This is a genomic window from Haloplanus sp. GCM10025708 (genome assembly GCF_042663985.1).
GTDB classification, from domain to species: Archaea; Halobacteriota; Halobacteria; order Halobacteriales; family Haloferacaceae; genus Salinirarus; species Salinirarus marinus.
Genome location: NZ_JBHSZA010000011.1, coordinates 791,205 through 805,788, shown reverse-complemented (window position 1 = coordinate 805,788; position 14,584 = coordinate 791,205). Strand labels below are relative to the sequence as shown.

General features: G+C 68.4%; 19 protein-coding genes and 3 pseudogenes. 9 read left to right on the top strand and 13 right to left on the bottom strand.

The genetic code is table 11. The features are described 5' to 3' along the window. Positions 1 to 56: 56 nt before the first annotated feature. The 3 genes and pseudogenes from ACFQJD_RS07555 to ACFQJD_RS07545 all read left to right on the top strand — a co-directional run bounded on the left by ACFQJD_RS07555 (position 57) and on the right by ACFQJD_RS07545 (position 3,139). Positions 57 to 215 carry a hypothetical protein gene (locus tag ACFQJD_RS07555; RefSeq protein WP_379797291.1) on the top strand — a complete coding sequence of 53 codons (159 nt, stop codon included), beginning with the start codon at positions 57 to 59 and terminating at the stop codon, positions 213 to 215. After that, positions 212 to 2,369, top strand: a pseudogene (katG, locus tag ACFQJD_RS07550) (catalase/peroxidase HPI). The gene ACFQJD_RS07555 and the pseudogene katG overlap by 4 nt, the downstream one beginning before the upstream one ends. A gap of 194 nt (positions 2,370 to 2,563) precedes the next feature. Further along, complete coding sequence (locus tag ACFQJD_RS07545; protein ID WP_379797289.1) at positions 2,564 to 3,139, top strand: histidine kinase N-terminal 7TM domain-containing protein; 576 nt, start codon at positions 2,564 to 2,566, stop codon at positions 3,137 to 3,139. 45 nt (positions 3,140 to 3,184) lie between these two features. Here the strand turns inward: ACFQJD_RS07545 and ACFQJD_RS07540 are convergent, their stop codons facing one another. After that, on the bottom strand, positions 3,185 to 3,337 hold the full coding sequence (locus ACFQJD_RS07540; RefSeq protein ID WP_379797287.1) for a hypothetical protein: 153 nt from the start codon (positions 3,335 to 3,337) through the stop codon (positions 3,185 to 3,187). Between ACFQJD_RS07540 and ACFQJD_RS07535 the strand changes: the two genes are divergently transcribed. After that, positions 3,329 to 4,216 (top strand): sensor histidine kinase, encoded by an 888-nt coding sequence (locus tag ACFQJD_RS07535; protein WP_379797285.1) that lies wholly within the window; start codon positions 3,329 to 3,331, stop codon positions 4,214 to 4,216. The two genes, ACFQJD_RS07540 and ACFQJD_RS07535, sit on opposite strands and share 9 nt — an antisense overlap. On the opposite strand, the gene ACFQJD_RS07530 is transcribed toward ACFQJD_RS07535, so the two are convergent. The 10 genes and pseudogenes from ACFQJD_RS07530 to ACFQJD_RS07485 form a co-directional block, all read right to left on the bottom strand. Further along, positions 4,213 to 4,599: a hypothetical protein gene (locus ACFQJD_RS07530; RefSeq protein ID WP_379797283.1), complete on the bottom strand. Its 387-nt coding sequence runs from the start codon at positions 4,597 to 4,599 to the stop codon at positions 4,213 to 4,215. The genes ACFQJD_RS07535 and ACFQJD_RS07530 overlap by 4 nt on opposite strands. A 164-nt stretch (positions 4,600 to 4,763) precedes the next feature. Further along, positions 4,764 to 5,075, bottom strand: a complete 312-nt coding sequence (locus tag ACFQJD_RS07525) for a universal stress protein (protein WP_379797281.1) — start codon at positions 5,073 to 5,075, stop codon at positions 4,764 to 4,766. A 70-nt stretch (positions 5,076 to 5,145) separates the two neighbouring features. Then, positions 5,146 to 5,211: pseudogene (locus tag ACFQJD_RS07520) on the bottom strand (hypothetical protein); the annotation flags it as partial. Positions 5,212 to 5,237: 26 nt separating this feature from the next. Continuing rightward, positions 5,238 to 5,669, bottom strand: coding sequence for a universal stress protein (locus tag ACFQJD_RS07515; protein ID WP_379797279.1), 432 nt, complete (start codon positions 5,667 to 5,669; stop codon positions 5,238 to 5,240). 82 nt (positions 5,670 to 5,751) lie between these two features. Further along, positions 5,752 to 6,339, bottom strand: a complete 588-nt coding sequence (locus tag ACFQJD_RS07510) for a plastocyanin/azurin family copper-binding protein (RefSeq protein ID WP_379797277.1) — start codon at positions 6,337 to 6,339, stop codon at positions 5,752 to 5,754. Positions 6,340 to 6,434: 95 nt separating this feature from the next. Then, a complete protein-coding gene (locus ACFQJD_RS07505) occupies positions 6,435 to 7,031 on the bottom strand; it encodes an ABC transporter permease subunit (RefSeq protein ID WP_379797275.1) in 597 nt (198 codons plus the stop codon). Positions 7,032 to 7,051: 20 nt separating this feature from the next. Further along, on the bottom strand, positions 7,052 to 7,279 hold the full coding sequence (locus ACFQJD_RS07500) for a hypothetical protein (protein ID WP_379797273.1): 228 nt from the start codon (positions 7,277 to 7,279) through the stop codon (positions 7,052 to 7,054). Then, a complete protein-coding gene (locus ACFQJD_RS07495) occupies positions 7,276 to 7,887 on the bottom strand; it encodes an ATP-binding cassette domain-containing protein (protein ID WP_379800442.1) in 612 nt (203 codons plus the stop codon). The genes ACFQJD_RS07500 and ACFQJD_RS07495 overlap by 4 nt, the downstream gene beginning before the upstream one ends. Before the next feature lie 148 nt (positions 7,888 to 8,035). Further along, positions 8,036 to 8,845, bottom strand: a complete 810-nt coding sequence (locus tag ACFQJD_RS07490) for a right-handed parallel beta-helix repeat-containing protein (RefSeq protein ID WP_379797271.1) — start codon at positions 8,843 to 8,845, stop codon at positions 8,036 to 8,038. Next, positions 8,842 to 9,942, bottom strand: coding sequence for a nitrous oxide reductase accessory protein NosL (locus tag ACFQJD_RS07485; protein WP_379797269.1), 1,101 nt, complete (start codon positions 9,940 to 9,942; stop codon positions 8,842 to 8,844). Before ACFQJD_RS07485 ends, ACFQJD_RS07490 begins: the two co-directional genes overlap by 4 nt. Before the next feature lie 143 nt (positions 9,943 to 10,085). Between ACFQJD_RS07485 and ACFQJD_RS07480 the strand changes: the two genes are divergently transcribed. Then, on the top strand, positions 10,086 to 10,673 hold the full coding sequence (locus ACFQJD_RS07480) for a nitrous oxide reductase accessory protein NosL (protein ID WP_379797266.1): 588 nt from the start codon (positions 10,086 to 10,088) through the stop codon (positions 10,671 to 10,673). Between the two features lie 12 nt (positions 10,674 to 10,685). Here the strand turns inward: ACFQJD_RS07480 and ACFQJD_RS07475 are convergent. Beyond that, positions 10,686 to 11,510, bottom strand: a pseudogene (locus tag ACFQJD_RS07475) (ZIP family metal transporter); the annotation flags it as partial. Positions 11,511 to 11,551: 41 nt separating this feature from the next. On the opposite strand from ACFQJD_RS07475, the gene ACFQJD_RS07470 reads away from it, so the two are divergent. Continuing rightward, entirely contained in the window at positions 11,552 to 11,722 is a 171-nt protein-coding gene (locus tag ACFQJD_RS07470; protein ID WP_379797264.1) for a hypothetical protein, read from the top strand. After that, positions 11,719 to 12,147, top strand: coding sequence for a universal stress protein (locus ACFQJD_RS07465; RefSeq protein WP_379797262.1), 429 nt, complete (start codon positions 11,719 to 11,721; stop codon positions 12,145 to 12,147). The genes ACFQJD_RS07470 and ACFQJD_RS07465 overlap by 4 nt, the downstream gene beginning before the upstream one ends. On the opposite strand, the gene ACFQJD_RS07460 is transcribed toward ACFQJD_RS07465, so the two are convergent. Next, positions 12,140 to 12,745: a response regulator gene (locus tag ACFQJD_RS07460; RefSeq protein ID WP_379797260.1), complete on the bottom strand. Its 606-nt coding sequence runs from the start codon at positions 12,743 to 12,745 to the stop codon at positions 12,140 to 12,142. The two genes, ACFQJD_RS07465 and ACFQJD_RS07460, sit on opposite strands and share 8 nt — an antisense overlap. Before the next feature lie 481 nt (positions 12,746 to 13,226). Here ACFQJD_RS07460 and ACFQJD_RS07455 point away from each other — a divergent pair, with 481 nt between their 5' ends. After that, the gene (locus ACFQJD_RS07455; protein ID WP_379797258.1) at positions 13,227 to 13,370 is read left to right on the top strand and encodes a hypothetical protein; all 144 of its coding nucleotides are present in this window, start codon (positions 13,227 to 13,229) and stop codon (positions 13,368 to 13,370) included. Next, on the top strand, positions 13,370 to 14,584 hold the full coding sequence (locus tag ACFQJD_RS07450; RefSeq protein WP_379797256.1) for a HEAT repeat domain-containing protein: 1,215 nt from the start codon (positions 13,370 to 13,372) through the stop codon (positions 14,582 to 14,584). The genes ACFQJD_RS07455 and ACFQJD_RS07450 overlap by 1 nt, the downstream gene beginning before the upstream one ends.

Here is a 14,584-nt window from a genome sequence, read left to right as displayed (position 1 = left end):
CGGAAAAATATCCGATGTGTTTATGAACTAGCCGGTTCGATAACGGGGTGTCTGTAATGTCCGAAGACGATTCCAAACATCAGAGTGGGGCCGCCGACTACCAGGGCCCCGAACACGAGGCGCTTGCGACGAACTCCGGGGAGGCAGTCCCGGACGACCAGAACGTCCGCAGTGCGAGCGGCGCGAACGGCGAACTCTCGGAGGTTGCACGATGACGCGAAAGCGTAATCACGACTGGTGGCCGAATCTGCTGACTTGGAGATTCTCGATCAGAACGCCTGCGACGTCGGCCCGATGGACGAAGACTTCGACTACGCGGAGGAGTTCCAGGAACTCGACTTCGAGGAGGTGAAGTCGGACATCGAGGAAGTGATGACGACTTCACAGGAGTGGTGGCCGGCAGACTACGGTCACTACGGGCCGCTGTTCATCCGAATGGCGTGGCACAGCGCCGGGACGTACCGCACCAGCGACGGCCGCGCCGGCGCGTCCGGCGGCCTCCAGCGTCTCCCGCCGGAGAGCAGCTGGCCGGACAACGTAAACCTCGACAAGGCGCGCCGCCTGCTCCAGCCGGTCAAACAGAAGTACGGCCGCAAGCTCTCGTGGGGCGACCTGATAGTTCTCGCCGGGAACGTCGCCCTGGAGTCGATGGGCTTCGAGACGTTCGGCTTCGCCGGCGGCCGCGAGGACGAGTTCGCGTCCAACGAGGCCGTCAAGTGGGGACCCGAGGAGGAGTGGGAAACGACCTCGCCCGAGCGCTTCCAGGAGGGAGAGGTAGGCAATCTCAAGGACCCGCTCGCGAACACCGTGATGGGACTCATCTACGTGAACCCCGAAGGTCCGTACGGCGAGCCGGACCTTGAGGGGTCCGCGAAGAACATCCGCGAGGAGTTCGAACGCATGGCGATGAACGACGAGGAGACGGTCGCGCTCATCGCCGGCGGCCACACCTTCGGAAAAGTTCACGGTGCCGACGATCCCGATGAGCACCTCGGCCCCGAGCCCGAGGCGGCGCCCGTCGAGGATCAAGGCCTCGGCTGGAAGCACGACTTCGGCGACAAGGCCGGGATGATCACGAGCGGTATCGAAGGCCCGTGGAACGCCACGCCGACACAGTGGGACATGGGCTACGTCGACAACCTGCTCGATCACGAATGGGAACCCCACAAGGGCCCCGGCGGCGCGTGGCAGTGGCGCCCCGAGAACGAGGAGGAAATCGAGGCGGCACCGGGCGCGCAGGATTCGTCGGAAACCCAGCGGCCGATGATGCTGACGACGGACGTCGCCCTGAAGCACGACGACGACTACCGGGAGGTCCTGAAGCGCTTCCAGGAGAACCCCGGCAAGTTTCAGGAGGCCTTCGCGAGGGCGTGGTACAAGCTCCTGCACCGCGACATGGGCCCGCCGGAGCGATACGTCGGCCCCGAGGTCCCCGACGAGACGATGGTCTGGCAGGACCCCTCCCCGACGCCGACTACGACCTGATCGGTGACAAGGAGGTCGACGGGCTCAAATCGGAGCTCCTCGACTCGGACCTCTCCCGCTCCCAGCTCGTCAAGACCGCGTGGGCGGCGGCCTCGACGTACCGCGACAGCGACAAGCGCGGCGGCGCGAACGGCGCTCGCATCCGTCTCGAACCGCAGAAGAGCTGGGAGGTCAACGAACCCGTGGAGCTGGTGTCCGTCCTCGAGACGTACGAGGAGATCCAGGAGAACTTCAACGGCTCGCGTGACGACGACGTCCGCGTCTCGCTCGCCGACCTGATCGTCCTGGGCGGCAACGCGGCCGTCGAGGCGGCGGCGGCGGACGCCGGCTACGACGTCGAGGTCCCGTTCGAACCCGGTCGCACCGACGCGACGCAGGAGCAGACCGACGTCGAATCCTTCGAGGCGCTCGAACCGAAGGTCGACGGCTTTCGGAACTACCTCGGTGGCGAGTACGACGACCTGTACGACACCCCCGAGGAGCGGATGGTCGACAAGGCAGAGCTGTTGAACCTGTCGGTCTCCGAGATGACGGTTCTGGTCGGCGGCATGCGCGCGCTCGGTGCCACCTACGAGGACACCGACCGCGGCGTCTTCACCGACCGACCGGGGACGCTGACCAACGACTTCTTCGAAACCCTGCTCGACATGGACTACGAGTGGGTGTCGGTCGACGAGGACGACGAGCGCTTCGAACTCCGTGATCGCGACACGGGCAAAGTCGAGTGGGAGGCCACTCGCCTCGACCTCGTCTTCGGCGCGAACGCCCGGCTCCGCGCCACTGCGGACGTGTACGGTGCTGCCGACGGCGAGGAGAAGTTCGTGCGTGACTTCGTGGACGCGTGGGGCAAAGTGATGCACCTCGATCGCTTCGACCTCGAGTAATCTCGGCCGCACGCCTCCGGTTCGGCCTCTCGTCGGCTCGTGTCGGACGCACAAAACGTCGGCTACTCGGAAGAGACACCGAGGCGACGACCTCGGCGATTCTGCAGGGGGCCCGGTCGAAGTCGCCGAAACGGGTCGCGTTCCGTGGATATCCTCCGAAATTTTATAACGGTCGTCCCTGAACGGGACGTATCGTGGCGTGGCGACTCACAGGCCTCTCCGTGGCGCTGTTCGCGGCGTCCGCAGTCGACTTCGGCGTGGCGGCGCTCGCGTGGCGACACCGCGACCGGCCCGCCGCGGACACCGCGATGGCGCTGCTCGTGGCCATGGGCTGCTGGTCGCTCGTCGACGCGATACGGCTCGGATACGACGCGTTCGGGGCCCAGTTGTTCTGGTACCGCATCGGAACCGCCACCGGAGCCGTAATCCCGGCTCTCCTGCTCGTCTTCGCGCTCTCGTACGCGGGCCACGACAAGTGGCTCGATCGACGGACCGTGTTCGCGCTCGCGATCGATCCCCTCGCGTTCGCGGTGTTCGCGGGGACGAATCCCGCCCATCGGCTCGTCTGGGCCGACGTCGCCCTCGTCTCGACGCCGATTCCACACCTCGCTACCTCGTTCGGTCCGGCGTATCTCGTCCACATCGTCTACGCCTACCTCGTGGTGGCGCTCGCGGTCCTGATCTTCGTCCGCGTCTTCGCACGGTCGTCGGTCATCTACCGCCTCCAGGTCGGGTTGCTCCTCGTCGCCATCGCCGCCCCCTCGGCATGAACGGCGCGTTCACGCTCGGCCTGTCGCCGGTGCCGGAACTCGACCTCACGCCGCTGCGTTCGCAGTCTCGGGCACCATCTTCGGCGTCGCGCTGTTCAAGTTCGATCTGTTGAATCTCACCCCGTCGCGCGCGCCGACCTCATCAGCACGCTCGGAAACGGACTCGTCGTCGTCAACGACGACGACCGCGTGGTCCACTGCAACGAGAAAGCGACGGAGATATACCCGTCCGTTCGGGTCGGTGGAAGCCTCCAGACCACCGTCGGCATCGACGCCGTCGACGAACTCGACGGCGAGACGATCGCCGTCGAAACGGACACCGGACAGCGGTTCTACGACGTCCACACGTCCGAACTCTCGGATTTCAGGAATCGCCCCGTCGGCTGGCTCCTGGCGTTACAGGACGTGACCGAGCGCCACGAGTACGAACAGCGACTGGAGGTGACGAACCGCCTCCTCCGCCACAACCTCCGCAACGAGATGAACAAGATCGTCGGCTGGACGTCGAACATCCGGTCGGCGAGCGACGACGACGAGGTACAGGAGACGGCGACCCGGATCGAGGCCGTCGCGAACGACGTCGGGGCGCTGAGTCGGGACGCGAGACACATCGAGACGACGCTCCGCGACCGCGGCGACGGTCGAGTCTCCGTCGACGTCCTCGACGTCCTCCGTTCGGAGCTGGCCGGCGTTCGCTCGCGGTGGCCGTCGGCCGAGGTGTCGCTCGACGCGCCGTCGACCGCGACGGTCAGCAGTCCGAGCGCGGAACTCCTGCAGCTCGCGTTCGAGAACGTCCTCGAAAACGCGATCGAACACAACGACGCCGAGACGCCGCGGGTAGACGTGACCGTCGAGTGCGACGACCAAGTCGTCGTCCGCGTCGCGGACAACGGACCCGGCATCCCCGAGATAGAGCGCAAACCCCTGTCCCGCGGCGGGGAAGACTCGCTCCAGCACAGCAGCGGCCTCGGACTGTGGCTCGTCAACTGGGCCGTCGAGAGCGCCGGCGGATTCGTCACCTTCGCGGAGGGGGACGACGGTGGAAGCGTCGTCGAAATGGCCTTTCCGCCGGCCTAATCCTCCGTTACGGCTCGTTCGACGGCATCCGCTTTCTCGTCGAGGGCGTCGAGTGACGGCCCGGGCGGCGACCGGCGGGGACGTTCCATCCCGAGTTTCCGGCATTCGACGCCGAGTTCGTGGACGCACTGCCGGAGCCGATCGTCCGCGTCCGGCGGGGCCGCGCGCGAGTGTCCCTCGATGCGGTTGGCGAGCGAGACGAGTCGTCGCCGGGCCGTGGCGCGCTCGTCGGCGTCCTCGGCCACCGCACGAACCTCCCGGGCGAGCAAGACGGATCTCGCCTCCCACGGCTCGTCGTGCGAGACGCACAGCAGTCGACGGGCGAGGGAGAGTACCGCGCCCGTCGCAGCGAACACCCCGAGCACGTACGCGACCGCGAACATCGACCCGTCGATAGCGTGCCACGAACAACTGTCTTCCGCTCGTGTCGGATCGCGAACTGATGAATCCTATTTCGCTATATAGAAACTCTGACAGAGGGCGTGCGCGAACCGACGACCTCGGCGACCGGGCCGTCGGAGTCACCTGCGAGACGGACCGATCCGCGCTACCGGACGACGGTCACCGGAATCGACGACCGCTCGACGATGCCCTTGGCGACGCTGCCGATGACGCGTTCGGTCCGTTCGGACCGTCCCTGGTGGCCGACGAAGAGGTTGTCGTACCCCTCGCTTTCGGCGAACGACGGGATGCTCACGACGGGGTCGCCGTAGATGGTCTCGGTCTCGACCTCGACGCCGAGGTTCTCGGCGATGCGGACCGCCTCGTCGAGGACGTCTTCGGCGCGGCGTTCGGCGTCCTCGATATCCTCGATGATGAGTCGCTGGTCGGCGTCCGAGAGGCTGGAAATCGGTTCCATCCCCCTCGGAGTACACCTCCGGGTCGACGGCGTAGACGAGGGTCACCGACGCGCCCGTCGCCTCCGCGAGTTCGACTGCGTACTCGATGGTCTGTTCGCTCTGTCGGGACCCGTCGACTGCGACGAGGAACCTCATGATTTCGAGATGTGTCCGAAGCGTCGTTACTCTGACGGTAGGGAGACGGTCAGGACCGGCACGTCCGACGTGCGCACCACTTTCTCGGTGACGCTTCCGACGAGCGTCCGTTCGAGGCCGGTCCGCCCGTGGGTCCCCATCACCACCAGGTCGACGTCGTACTCCTCGCAGTAGTCGAGGATCGAGCGGTAGGGGACGCCCGTCGCCACCGACGCCTCGATCGTGTCGACGCCCGCGTCCTCGGCGCGCTCGACCACGTCGCGAACGATGCGCTCGCCCTCCGCTTCGAGTTCGTCGAAGACGACGGCCCCGCCGCCTTCCGCCCCCGAGAGTTCCGTGTCGACGACGTAGAACGTGTGTAACGCCGCATCGAACGCCGTGGCGAGTCGAACGGCTTCCTCGACCGCCCGTCGCGCGCAGTCGCTCCCGTCCGTCGGAACGAGGATGTCGTCGTACATACGCGAACGTCCGAGTGCGTGCGCCGTAAATAACGGGGGTAGGTTCGACGGTTCGGAAGCGGGCGGACCGACCCGGCGGTTACTACGCCTCGTCGACGCCGTAGTCGCCGCCGTATCTGATGAAGAAGTACGCCAGTGCGAGGACGGCGACGAGGACGCTCGCCGCGGCGACGGCGATGGACTTCGCGGTGTCGGAGACGGCCGGCGCGCCGCCGCCGGTGGGCGTCTGCGCGCCGCCCTCCTGAACGGTGACGGTGCCCACCATGCCGACGGCCTCGTGGGGAATGCAGAAGTACTCGTAATCACCGGTCACCTCGAAGGTGTGTTCGTAGCTCTCGCCGCCGGCGATGTCACCCTGTTGGGGGTAGGCGTTCCGTGCGGCCTGTTCGCTGTCGAAGCCGCCGCTCGCGAAGTACTCGGCGTCCTCGGGAATCTCGTCCTCGTAAGCGGTGACGCTGTGGCCGACGGTGCCGACGTTCTCCCAGACGACGGTGTCGCCCGGAGCGATAGTGATCTCGTCGGGGTCGAACACGAGCTGGTCGGTCATCTCGACCGTGTGCGTGGTCGACTCCTGTGCCGTCGCCGTCCCGGCTGCGGCGGTCGTCGCCGCCGTGCCCGCCGCCGCAGTGAGGAACCCTCGTCGCGAGACGGAACGAGTGTCGTCTTCCATACCGGGGTTAGCGTACCATCCTACGAAAACTTGACTATCGACGTCGCGTCAGCTCTAATCGTCCCAGGCCGCCCAGATCGACAGTGCGAGCGACCCTACGAGCCAGATCGCCAGTCCAGCGAGGTTCGCGGCGGGGACGGCCGCGCGCACAGACGACGTCGACACCGCGCCCACGACGGTTCGGAGGACGAGCCCCGGAACGCGCTGTTGGGACTGAGCGCGAGCACCCACTGGAGCGAGCCCTCGCCGACGACGCCCGCACCGAGGGCGGCGACGATGCCGACGTCGAGGCCGACGACGAGAACGACCAGAAAGCCCAGACCGAGGGCGATGGCGGCGCGGACGCTGTCGGCCGTCGCCGAGACGGCGAGGGCGACGCCGAGGCCGACCATCGAGAACAGCGCCGTGAGTGTCAGAAATCGGAGGTAGAGAAACGCCGAATCCGCGCCGGCGTGGGTCGCGAGGACGCTCGACTGCGTGCCGCCGACGAACGGAACGACGGCCCCGACCAGGAGGAGCGGGACGAGAACGACCACCAACAGCGCCGTCACGCGCCCGAGGTAGACGCCGAGGACGAACGTGGGCTTCGAGAGCGGGTAAGTCTGCAACACGTCGAGTTCGCCGCGCCGGGCGTCGCCGAGAACGGCGCGGTAGCCGAAGGCGATGGCGAGTGCCGGCACCAGTAGCTCCACGTACGTGAGCAGATCGAGCGTCAGCGGCAGAAACCCGGACGCGCCGCCGGCCCCGCGAGGGCGACGACGAGCGCCGCGTAGCCGACGGCGAGCGCCGCGTACGCCCGCGTCCGGACGACCGTCCGGAGTTCGCGTCCGACGACGGCGAACAACTGGTCCGGATCGGGAAGAGATTCGATCCGAGCGGTCACGGAGCGTCGGTCCGTCTCCGTGGCCGCCTCGCCCCCGTCCGGACGCGCGTCGGTCACTGATCGTCACCTCCGCCGGCCCCCGCGCGAACGGTCAGGTCGGCGTCGCCGGAGACGTAGTGTCGGAACGCCTCGGCCAGCGAGTCGGCGTCGGCGTCGCCGACGAACTCGTCGGGCGGCGCGCGCACGACGATGCCCCCGCGATCGAGCAACGCCACGTCGTCGGCCTTCTCCGCCCCGAGGAGGTTGTGCGTGGCCAGCAGGACCGCCATCCCCGACTCAGCGAGGTCGACGAGCACCTCGAAGACGTATTCGGTCATGCGCGGGTCGAGGTCGCCGGTCGGCTCGTCGAGGACGACGAGCGACGGGTCGCCCAGCGTGGCCTGTGCGATGCCGAGGAGGCGGCGCATCCCGCCAGAGAGGGCGTCGACGTTCCGGTCGCGCGCGCCCGACAGCCCTACCCGGTCGATGGCGGCGGCCACGTCCACGTCCGTCGGCAGGAGGTCGGCGTAGAACCGGAGCGTCTCCTCGACGGTGAACACCGACCGGAACGACGGCTGCTGGGGAGGTAGCCGACCGCGCGCTCGGACCGACGCGTGACGTCGACCGTGCCTTCGGTCGGCGAGAGCAGCCCGGCGACGATGCGGAGCAGCGTCGTCTTGCCGGATCCGTTCGGGCCGACGAGCGTCGTCATCGTCCCCTCGCGCACCTCGAAGGAGACGTCCCGAAAGACTGTGAGGTCGCCGAAGGCGTGTCCCACGCCCTCGACCGTCGCGACTGTTCGTCCGCGCGCCTGCGTCCGTCGTGAGTCCTGGGTCATCGTTGTGTTTCGTTGACAGCGGCCGGTCGCACCGGGCGAGACAGCGGTCGGTTGTCGACGACGCCCGTTCCCCGGAGGCCGGGGACGACGTCCTGCAAACCGCGGAGGGCGGCGACGGCGGGCGACCGGGCGAGCGTCGGCGCTCCGGCTACCCGGTCGATCCGGCTGTCGACCGCTCCCGTCGGCTGGAACGACCGATCGAGGACGCCGTCGCCGTCGGCGTCGCGACCGGGTGCACCCTCCCAGTAATTGCCGCCCTCGTCGCCGGTCCAGACTCTGAGCGGGCCGATGACCGCGACGACGTAGCGGTCGTTGCCGGCGAAGTCGTTGTGGTGGATTCGGTTCGTCGGGATGATCGACGACGCGCGCGCCCCGACGTCGTTGCGGACGAGGACGTTCCGGACGTAGTAGGAACTCCGGGAGACGACGTCCATCCCGTAGCCGTTGTCGACGAGGACGTTGCCGGCGACGTAGGAGGCGCTGCCGGCGACGCTGATGCCCGCCTCGCTCGCCCGCACCTCGTTGCCGACGAGCGCGTTCCCCGTGGGCCGCGTCATCACGACGACGCCGATGTTGGTGTCGACGGCGACGTTGTCCTCGACCAGCGCGTTCGAGGTGTACATCTCGTGGGTGCCAAAGCGCATCCCCTCGAAGTAGTTGTCGCGGACGACCAGGCCGTGTGCGAGGTGGGTGTAGACGCCGTCGCGTCCGCCGTAAAACGACGAGTTCTGGACGACGATCCGCGACTCCATCACCATCACGCCCATGAAGCCGTTCAGCCACTCCTCGCTGCCGTGGACGGTCACGCCGTCGACGACGGCCCCCGCGTCGACCGGACGACGACGCCGTTGGCGGGCGTCGTCACGTCGACGCCGCGGACGTACGACCCGTTCGCGCCGTCGAGGACGACGCCCGCATCGCCGTAGCCGTACCCCATCTGGACGCGATAGTCCCAGTCGCCGGTCCGGTTTCCGGGGATCTCGGACACCGTCGTCTCGTTGCCGACGCCCGAGATGCGGACGTCGACGACGCCGACGCTCGGTGCGCGGGCCTTGACGACGCTCCCGTCGCCGTCGCCGACGAGATGCGTCTCGTTGCCCGCGCCACGGACCGTCAGGGGCTTTTCGACGGTCACGTTGACGCCCTCGTACGTCCCCGATGGGACGCGAACCGTCGTGTTCGGCGGGGCCGCCTCGACCGCCGCCGCGAGCGTCGGGGCGTCCTCGCCGACGACGACGGAGACGGGACGGCGGGCCGTCTCGCGGGCGCGTCGGATGGTCGCGTTCGCCCACGCTCGGCGCTCGGCGACGTCCGCTCGCATCCGGCCGAGGGCGCGCTCGCCCGTCCCGAAGGAGGTCCGCCGAAGCGCGTTCCAGCGCACGACGCGCCCGCCGTACCGATCGGCGAAGGCCGCGGCCGCGCTCCCGTCTCCGAAGGGGACGACCGCGGGGCCGGCGGGCGTCCGTGCGCGACTGCCGACGACGAAGGCGGCGTCCGCGACGGGGATCCAGTCGCCCCGGCCGACGGTCCCCTCGGTCGTTCGGATGTAGCCCTCGTCGGTGAGTTCCACGCCCTCGCCGGCGAAGTCGGTGACGTAGACGACGAGCGGCATGCCGAACTGGTCTCGCGCCGCCTCGCGCCCGAGCTCGTCCACCATCGAAGAGACGCCGTAGTAGCCGACGACGTAGTGGAACTCGGAGTAGAACACCTGCGCCCGCGGAATCTCGTACTGTGACGACCGGGCGCTGACCGTCGCGTTCCCGGTCATTCCGATCTTGATGGCGTCGTCGAACGCCACCGGGTCCGGCCGCTGGCTCCCGGAGACGTCGACGGCGAACGCGCCGCTCGACAGGAGCAAGAGGGCGAACACGACGGCGACTGTGGTTTTCGGATCGAGGCGCATGGGTTCCCGGTGCCGGGGCGATCCCCGCGGCGTCGACGCCGGTAGCGTCGTTCCTACCTCCGCCGGCGAGCGTAGTATACGCTTGTGGTTGGTGTGTCGAATCGGCGCGGGTGTATAATTCGGTGGGGCAACGTAGTAGGAGTATGGATTCCCGGTCTCACGACCACGACTGTTCGCACCGCTTCACGCGTCGGACCGCCCTCCGAATCGGAGGCGGTGTCGCCGTCCCCGCCCTCGCAGGCTGTCTGGGCGGTGGTGGCGGCGACGCCCCCGACCCCGTCTCGCTCACCGGGTCGCTGTCGTGTGACGTCTGTGGCATGGTCATCGGGAATCACCCCGGACCGAACGGACAGCTATTCTACCGTGACGAGCACCCGGAGGGCCACGACAACCCCGCGCGTTTCGACACGCTGAAACACTGTTTCTTCCCGTACAAACTCGAACACGAGCAGCGGGGATGGGGGATAGCCGCGGCGTACGTCACCGACTACTCGTCCGTCGACTACACCGTCTCGGGCGACGACGAGCAGTACATCAGTTCCCATCCCGAGGCGGCGGCGTTCGGCCCCGCCGAGGCGATGTCGTACGTCGTCGGCAGTTCGGTGAGAGGCGCGATGGGCGACGACTTCGTGTCCTTCTCGGCGTCGGCCGACGCGGAGTCGTTCGCGAGCGAATACGGCGGCGACGTCGTCGCCTACGACGACATCGACCAGGGACTCGTCGGCCGGTAGGCGTCGGCGCTGGCCGAGCGTCACGTCGAGATAGAGCATGACGACGACGCCGAGCATCGTACCGAGCGTGGCGACGCGTTCGTGGCCCCGGGAGTGCGTCTCCGGGACGATCTCGTCGCTGATGACGAACAGCATCCCGCCGGCGGCAAAGCCCATCGCGTAGGGGAGTACCGGGCCGGCGACCTGCACCGCGTACGCGCCGAAGACGGCCAGCGGGATCTCCACGAGACCCGAGCGGACGCCGGTGAGCGTGGCGTAGAAGGTCCTGTCGAAGCCGGCGTTGATGGCGGCGACGGAGACGGCCAGTCCCTCCGGGATGTTCTGGATGCCGATGGCGAGCATCAGTGCGAGCGCGTTGCCGAGGTTCCCGGAGCCGAAGCTAACGCCGACGGCGAGGCCCTCCGGCATGTTGTGGAGGGTGATGGCGACGATGAAGAGGACGACCGACGCGGCCCGGGGGTGCGGGTCGGGCGAGTCCGGACGGGTCCGGCCCGTGACGAGGACGTGAACGTGGGGGACCCAGACGTCCGCCCGGTCGAGGAGGACGACGCCGAGGGCGAAGCCGACGAGGACGGGGATGACGCCGCCCGCCTCGATGCCGGGGAGGATAAGGCTGGTGAACGACGCGGCGAGCATGATGCCCGCGGCGAAACCGAGGGCGGTGTCGAGCGCCCGCTCCGTGGGGTCGGTCCAGACGACGACGAGGCTCGCGCCGAGGAGGTTCATCAGCGCGATGACGATGCCGCCGGCGAGCCCCTGCACTACCGGATTCGTGCCCACGAGCCGGACGAACAGGTCCGCAGCATCGGCGGCAACTCTCGCGGTCGCCCACCCCAGCGGCGGGGGATTCGTCACCACCCGATGCCCGCATCACGAACATGGAGGCGATACGCGGACGGCGGACATATAGCTGTGCCCGGCGGCAGATAGCCGTGACCGGCGACGCGGCGGGCGCGGGAATCCCGTCCGCGGCGACGGCGTACACCGGCGCGCTCCGTATCGATACCCCCTACAGTTACGTCGCCGCCCCGCGGTACGTGCGGATATGACGAATCAGATACTGGTCCCCGTCGACGGGTCCGAACCGTCGGAGAAAGCACTCGACTTCGCGCTCGAACAGTTCCCCGACGCCGACGTCGTCGCGTTGACCGTCGTCGATCCGACGGACATCGGCTACGCGTCCATCGAGGCGACGCCGAACACGTTCCAGAAACTCCACGAGGCGGCCCGCAAGGAGGCCGAACGCGTCCTCGGCGAGGCGAGAGACCGCGCGGCCGAACGGGACCGGGAGATCGGGACGGAGACGAGCGTCGGAGCCCCGTCACGGGCCATCGTCGACTACGCCGAAGAACACGACGTCGATCAGATAGTGATCGGCAGTCACGGCCGAAAGGGCGTTACGCGGGTGCTCCTCGGAAGCGTCGCCGAGGCGGTCGTCCGGCGGTCGCCCGTCCCCGTCACCGTCGTCAGATAGGTCGGTCGCCGTCCGGCGGCGAGTCGTCGGACGAGAGGTCGCGAAACGCCGCCACGAAGTCGGTCTGCGTGAATTCCGAGACGGTTTCGTCGACCCGGTTCCGGAGTTCCGTGACGCGCCGTTCGAGGCGGGCGTACTCCTCGCTCGCCCGGAGTTCCTGTTGGCTCTTCGCGCTCTCGAGCGCCGCCTTCTTCTCGACTAGCCGATACGTCTCCAGCAGTTCCTCGTCGAACTGGTCGCGGCGGACCATCCGGTCGACGGCGGCTTCGAGGTCGTCCGCGGTGATGGGTTTGACGAGGTAGTCGTCGATGTTCATGTCGACGATGTCGAAGTCGGGATCGACCGCGGTCACCATCACCACGCGGCAGTCGAGTCCGCGTTCGTCGAAGCGGTCGAGTACCTCGTCACCCGAGAGCCCGGGCATCCGACGGTCGAGCAGGACGACGTCGACGTCCTCGTCGACGCGGTCGAGCGCCTCCTCGCCGTCGTAGGCCGTCCGAACGGTGGCCGCCTCCTCCAACCAGAAGGAGTAGAGGTCTGCCAACGGCTGTTCGTCCTCGACGACGAGCACCGTCGGCTCCGACTCGGAGTCGGTCATCGTCCGCTCGACCCCGCTCCGTGCCGGCCGCCGGCGCTCTCCTCGTCAGCCGTCAGGACCGCGCCGCTCGCCCCGGGGCCCGGACCGACGTGAGGAGCTATCATAGTGGACACCATCCATTATCATCGTATCAAATTTTCGGCCACATCTTCTCTCTCTGACACGATCTGCGGCGGACGGGCGCGGCGTCCGCCGGCGTGACGACTGGATCGACAGCGTCTCCCTGCGGCGGTCCGACCGGAGGCTTCGACGGCGGGCTGATCGGGCCGCTCACGACGTCGCGTCCGAAGTCTGCGAGCGACGCGCTCGCTGGAACGAGGCGAGAACCCGTCGGGATCCACAGGCGACGGCACGCCGGCTCCGACGATGGATCGACCGCCGTTCGCGACGGTACGGCTGCCCTCTGTTTCTCAGCTGTGAGAAAACCGTCGGAGTCTTTATTTCGGTCGTTTCGAAACCAACGACCGAAGAATGACCGGAGTTGTCGCTCGTCGTCGGACGGGGTCGTCCGACGGCGGAGGAGACGAGACGCCCCCGAGCAGGGATGACCGAGACGCTTCCGCGGGAGCGGCCGGCGAGCGTGACGCCGGACGAACGCCACCGCGGCTACTTCGGGATCGACTGATGTCACTCTACCAACTCGAAAAGGACGGCGACACCGACGCCCTCCTCGACTACCTCCACGGCGGGGAGACGGCCGCCGTTCGCCGCCGAGCCGCGGAGGTCCTCGGCGACCTCGGGGTCGCCGACCAGCAGATCGTCGAGAAACTCGTCCGCGCGGCGATCGACGACGACGACGAAGCGGTCCGCGGGGCGGCCATCGACGCCCTCGACCGACTCGGCGAGGACGCCATCGAGCAACTCGTCGTCAGCCTCTCGGGGCAGGACGCTGATTCGGGCCTGGGGCGTGTACGGGCGCGGGCGTTCGTGAAGACGCTCTCGGCCGATCGTCCGGAACTCCGGATGGCGTCGGCCAACGCGCTCGGCCGGCTGGGCGACGAGAAGGCTCTGCCGGCCCTCGTCGGGGCGCTCACCGACTCGGACCCGCGAGTGCGGGCGCGCGCCGCTCGCGCGTGTGGTAAGCTTGGCGACCCGCGGGCCGTCGACGCCCTCCGCGAACGCGTCGACGGCGACGATCGGCGAGTGCGACGGGCCGCCGCGGACGCGCTGGCGGCCATCGGATCGAAACGCGCCCTCGCGGCGCTCGTCGACCAGGTCGAGGACGACAGCCCCGAGGTCAGATACGTCGCGGCGTCGGCGCTTGGCGACTACGACGGCCCGAAACCGATCGACGCCCTCGTCGAGACGCTCACCGACGACGACGACGCGGTCCGACGGGCCGCCGTCTACTCTATCGTGAAGCTCCTGTCGAACGCACCGTCCAAGCGGGGCCACGAGATTCGCCAGACGGTCGTCGAGCGGCTCGGCGAGACGGCCGACGAAAGCGTCGTCGACGCGCTGGCCGAACTCCTCGAAGAGGGGCGACAGGTCGCCCAGCGACGCAACGCGGTGTGGCTGCTCGGCCGCGTCGTCGGCGAGACACACCGGGGCCGCGTCGTCGGCGCGCTCGTGTCGGCGCTCGGCGACGACGACGAGACGACCGCGCAGTTCGCGGCCACGAGCCTCGTCGCCATCGGCGGCGACGCCGTCGTCGACGCGCTGCTGGACCTGCTGGAAGCGCCCGGGTCGGACCGGGCCGCCAAGGCGGTGTTCGTCCTCGGGAAGGTCGGCGGCGATCGCGCCCGGGATCGACTCGAATCGTTCGTCGAATCGACCGACGATCCGGAGGTGCGAAAGCAGGCGCTCTCGGCGCTCTCGAAACTCGACGGCGGACGGTGA

Bases quoted from the DNA above. Each gene is read 5' to 3' on its own strand.
- ACFQJD_RS07555 (WP_379797291.1), top strand. From the start codon at position 57: ATGTCCGAAGACGATTCCAAACATCAGAGTGGGGCCGCCGACTACCAG.
- ACFQJD_RS07530 (WP_379797283.1), bottom strand. From the start codon at position 4,599: ATGTTCGCGGTCGCGTACGTGCTCGGGGTGTTCGCTGCGACGGGCGCG.
- ACFQJD_RS07525 (WP_379797281.1), bottom strand. From the start codon at position 5,075: ATGGAACCGATTTCCAGCCTCTCGGACGCCGACCAGCGACTCATCATC.
- ACFQJD_RS07515 (WP_379797279.1), bottom strand. From the start codon at position 5,669: ATGTACGACGACATCCTCGTTCCGACGGACGGGAGCGACTGCGCGCGA.
- ACFQJD_RS07510 (WP_379797277.1), bottom strand. From the start codon at position 6,339: ATGGAAGACGACACTCGTTCCGTCTCGCGACGAGGGTTCCTCACTGCG.
- ACFQJD_RS07485 (WP_379797269.1), bottom strand. From the start codon at position 9,942: ATGCGCCTCGATCCGAAAACCACAGTCGCCGTCGTGTTCGCCCTCTTG.
- ACFQJD_RS07480 (WP_379797266.1), top strand. From the start codon at position 10,086: ATGGATTCCCGGTCTCACGACCACGACTGTTCGCACCGCTTCACGCGT.
- ACFQJD_RS07470 (WP_379797264.1), top strand. From the start codon at position 11,552: ATGGAGGCGATACGCGGACGGCGGACATATAGCTGTGCCCGGCGGCAG.
- ACFQJD_RS07465 (WP_379797262.1), top strand. From the start codon at position 11,719: ATGACGAATCAGATACTGGTCCCCGTCGACGGGTCCGAACCGTCGGAG.
- ACFQJD_RS07460 (WP_379797260.1), bottom strand. From the start codon at position 12,745: ATGACCGACTCCGAGTCGGAGCCGACGGTGCTCGTCGTCGAGGACGAA.
- ACFQJD_RS07450 (WP_379797256.1), top strand. From the start codon at position 13,370: ATGTCACTCTACCAACTCGAAAAGGACGGCGACACCGACGCCCTCCTC.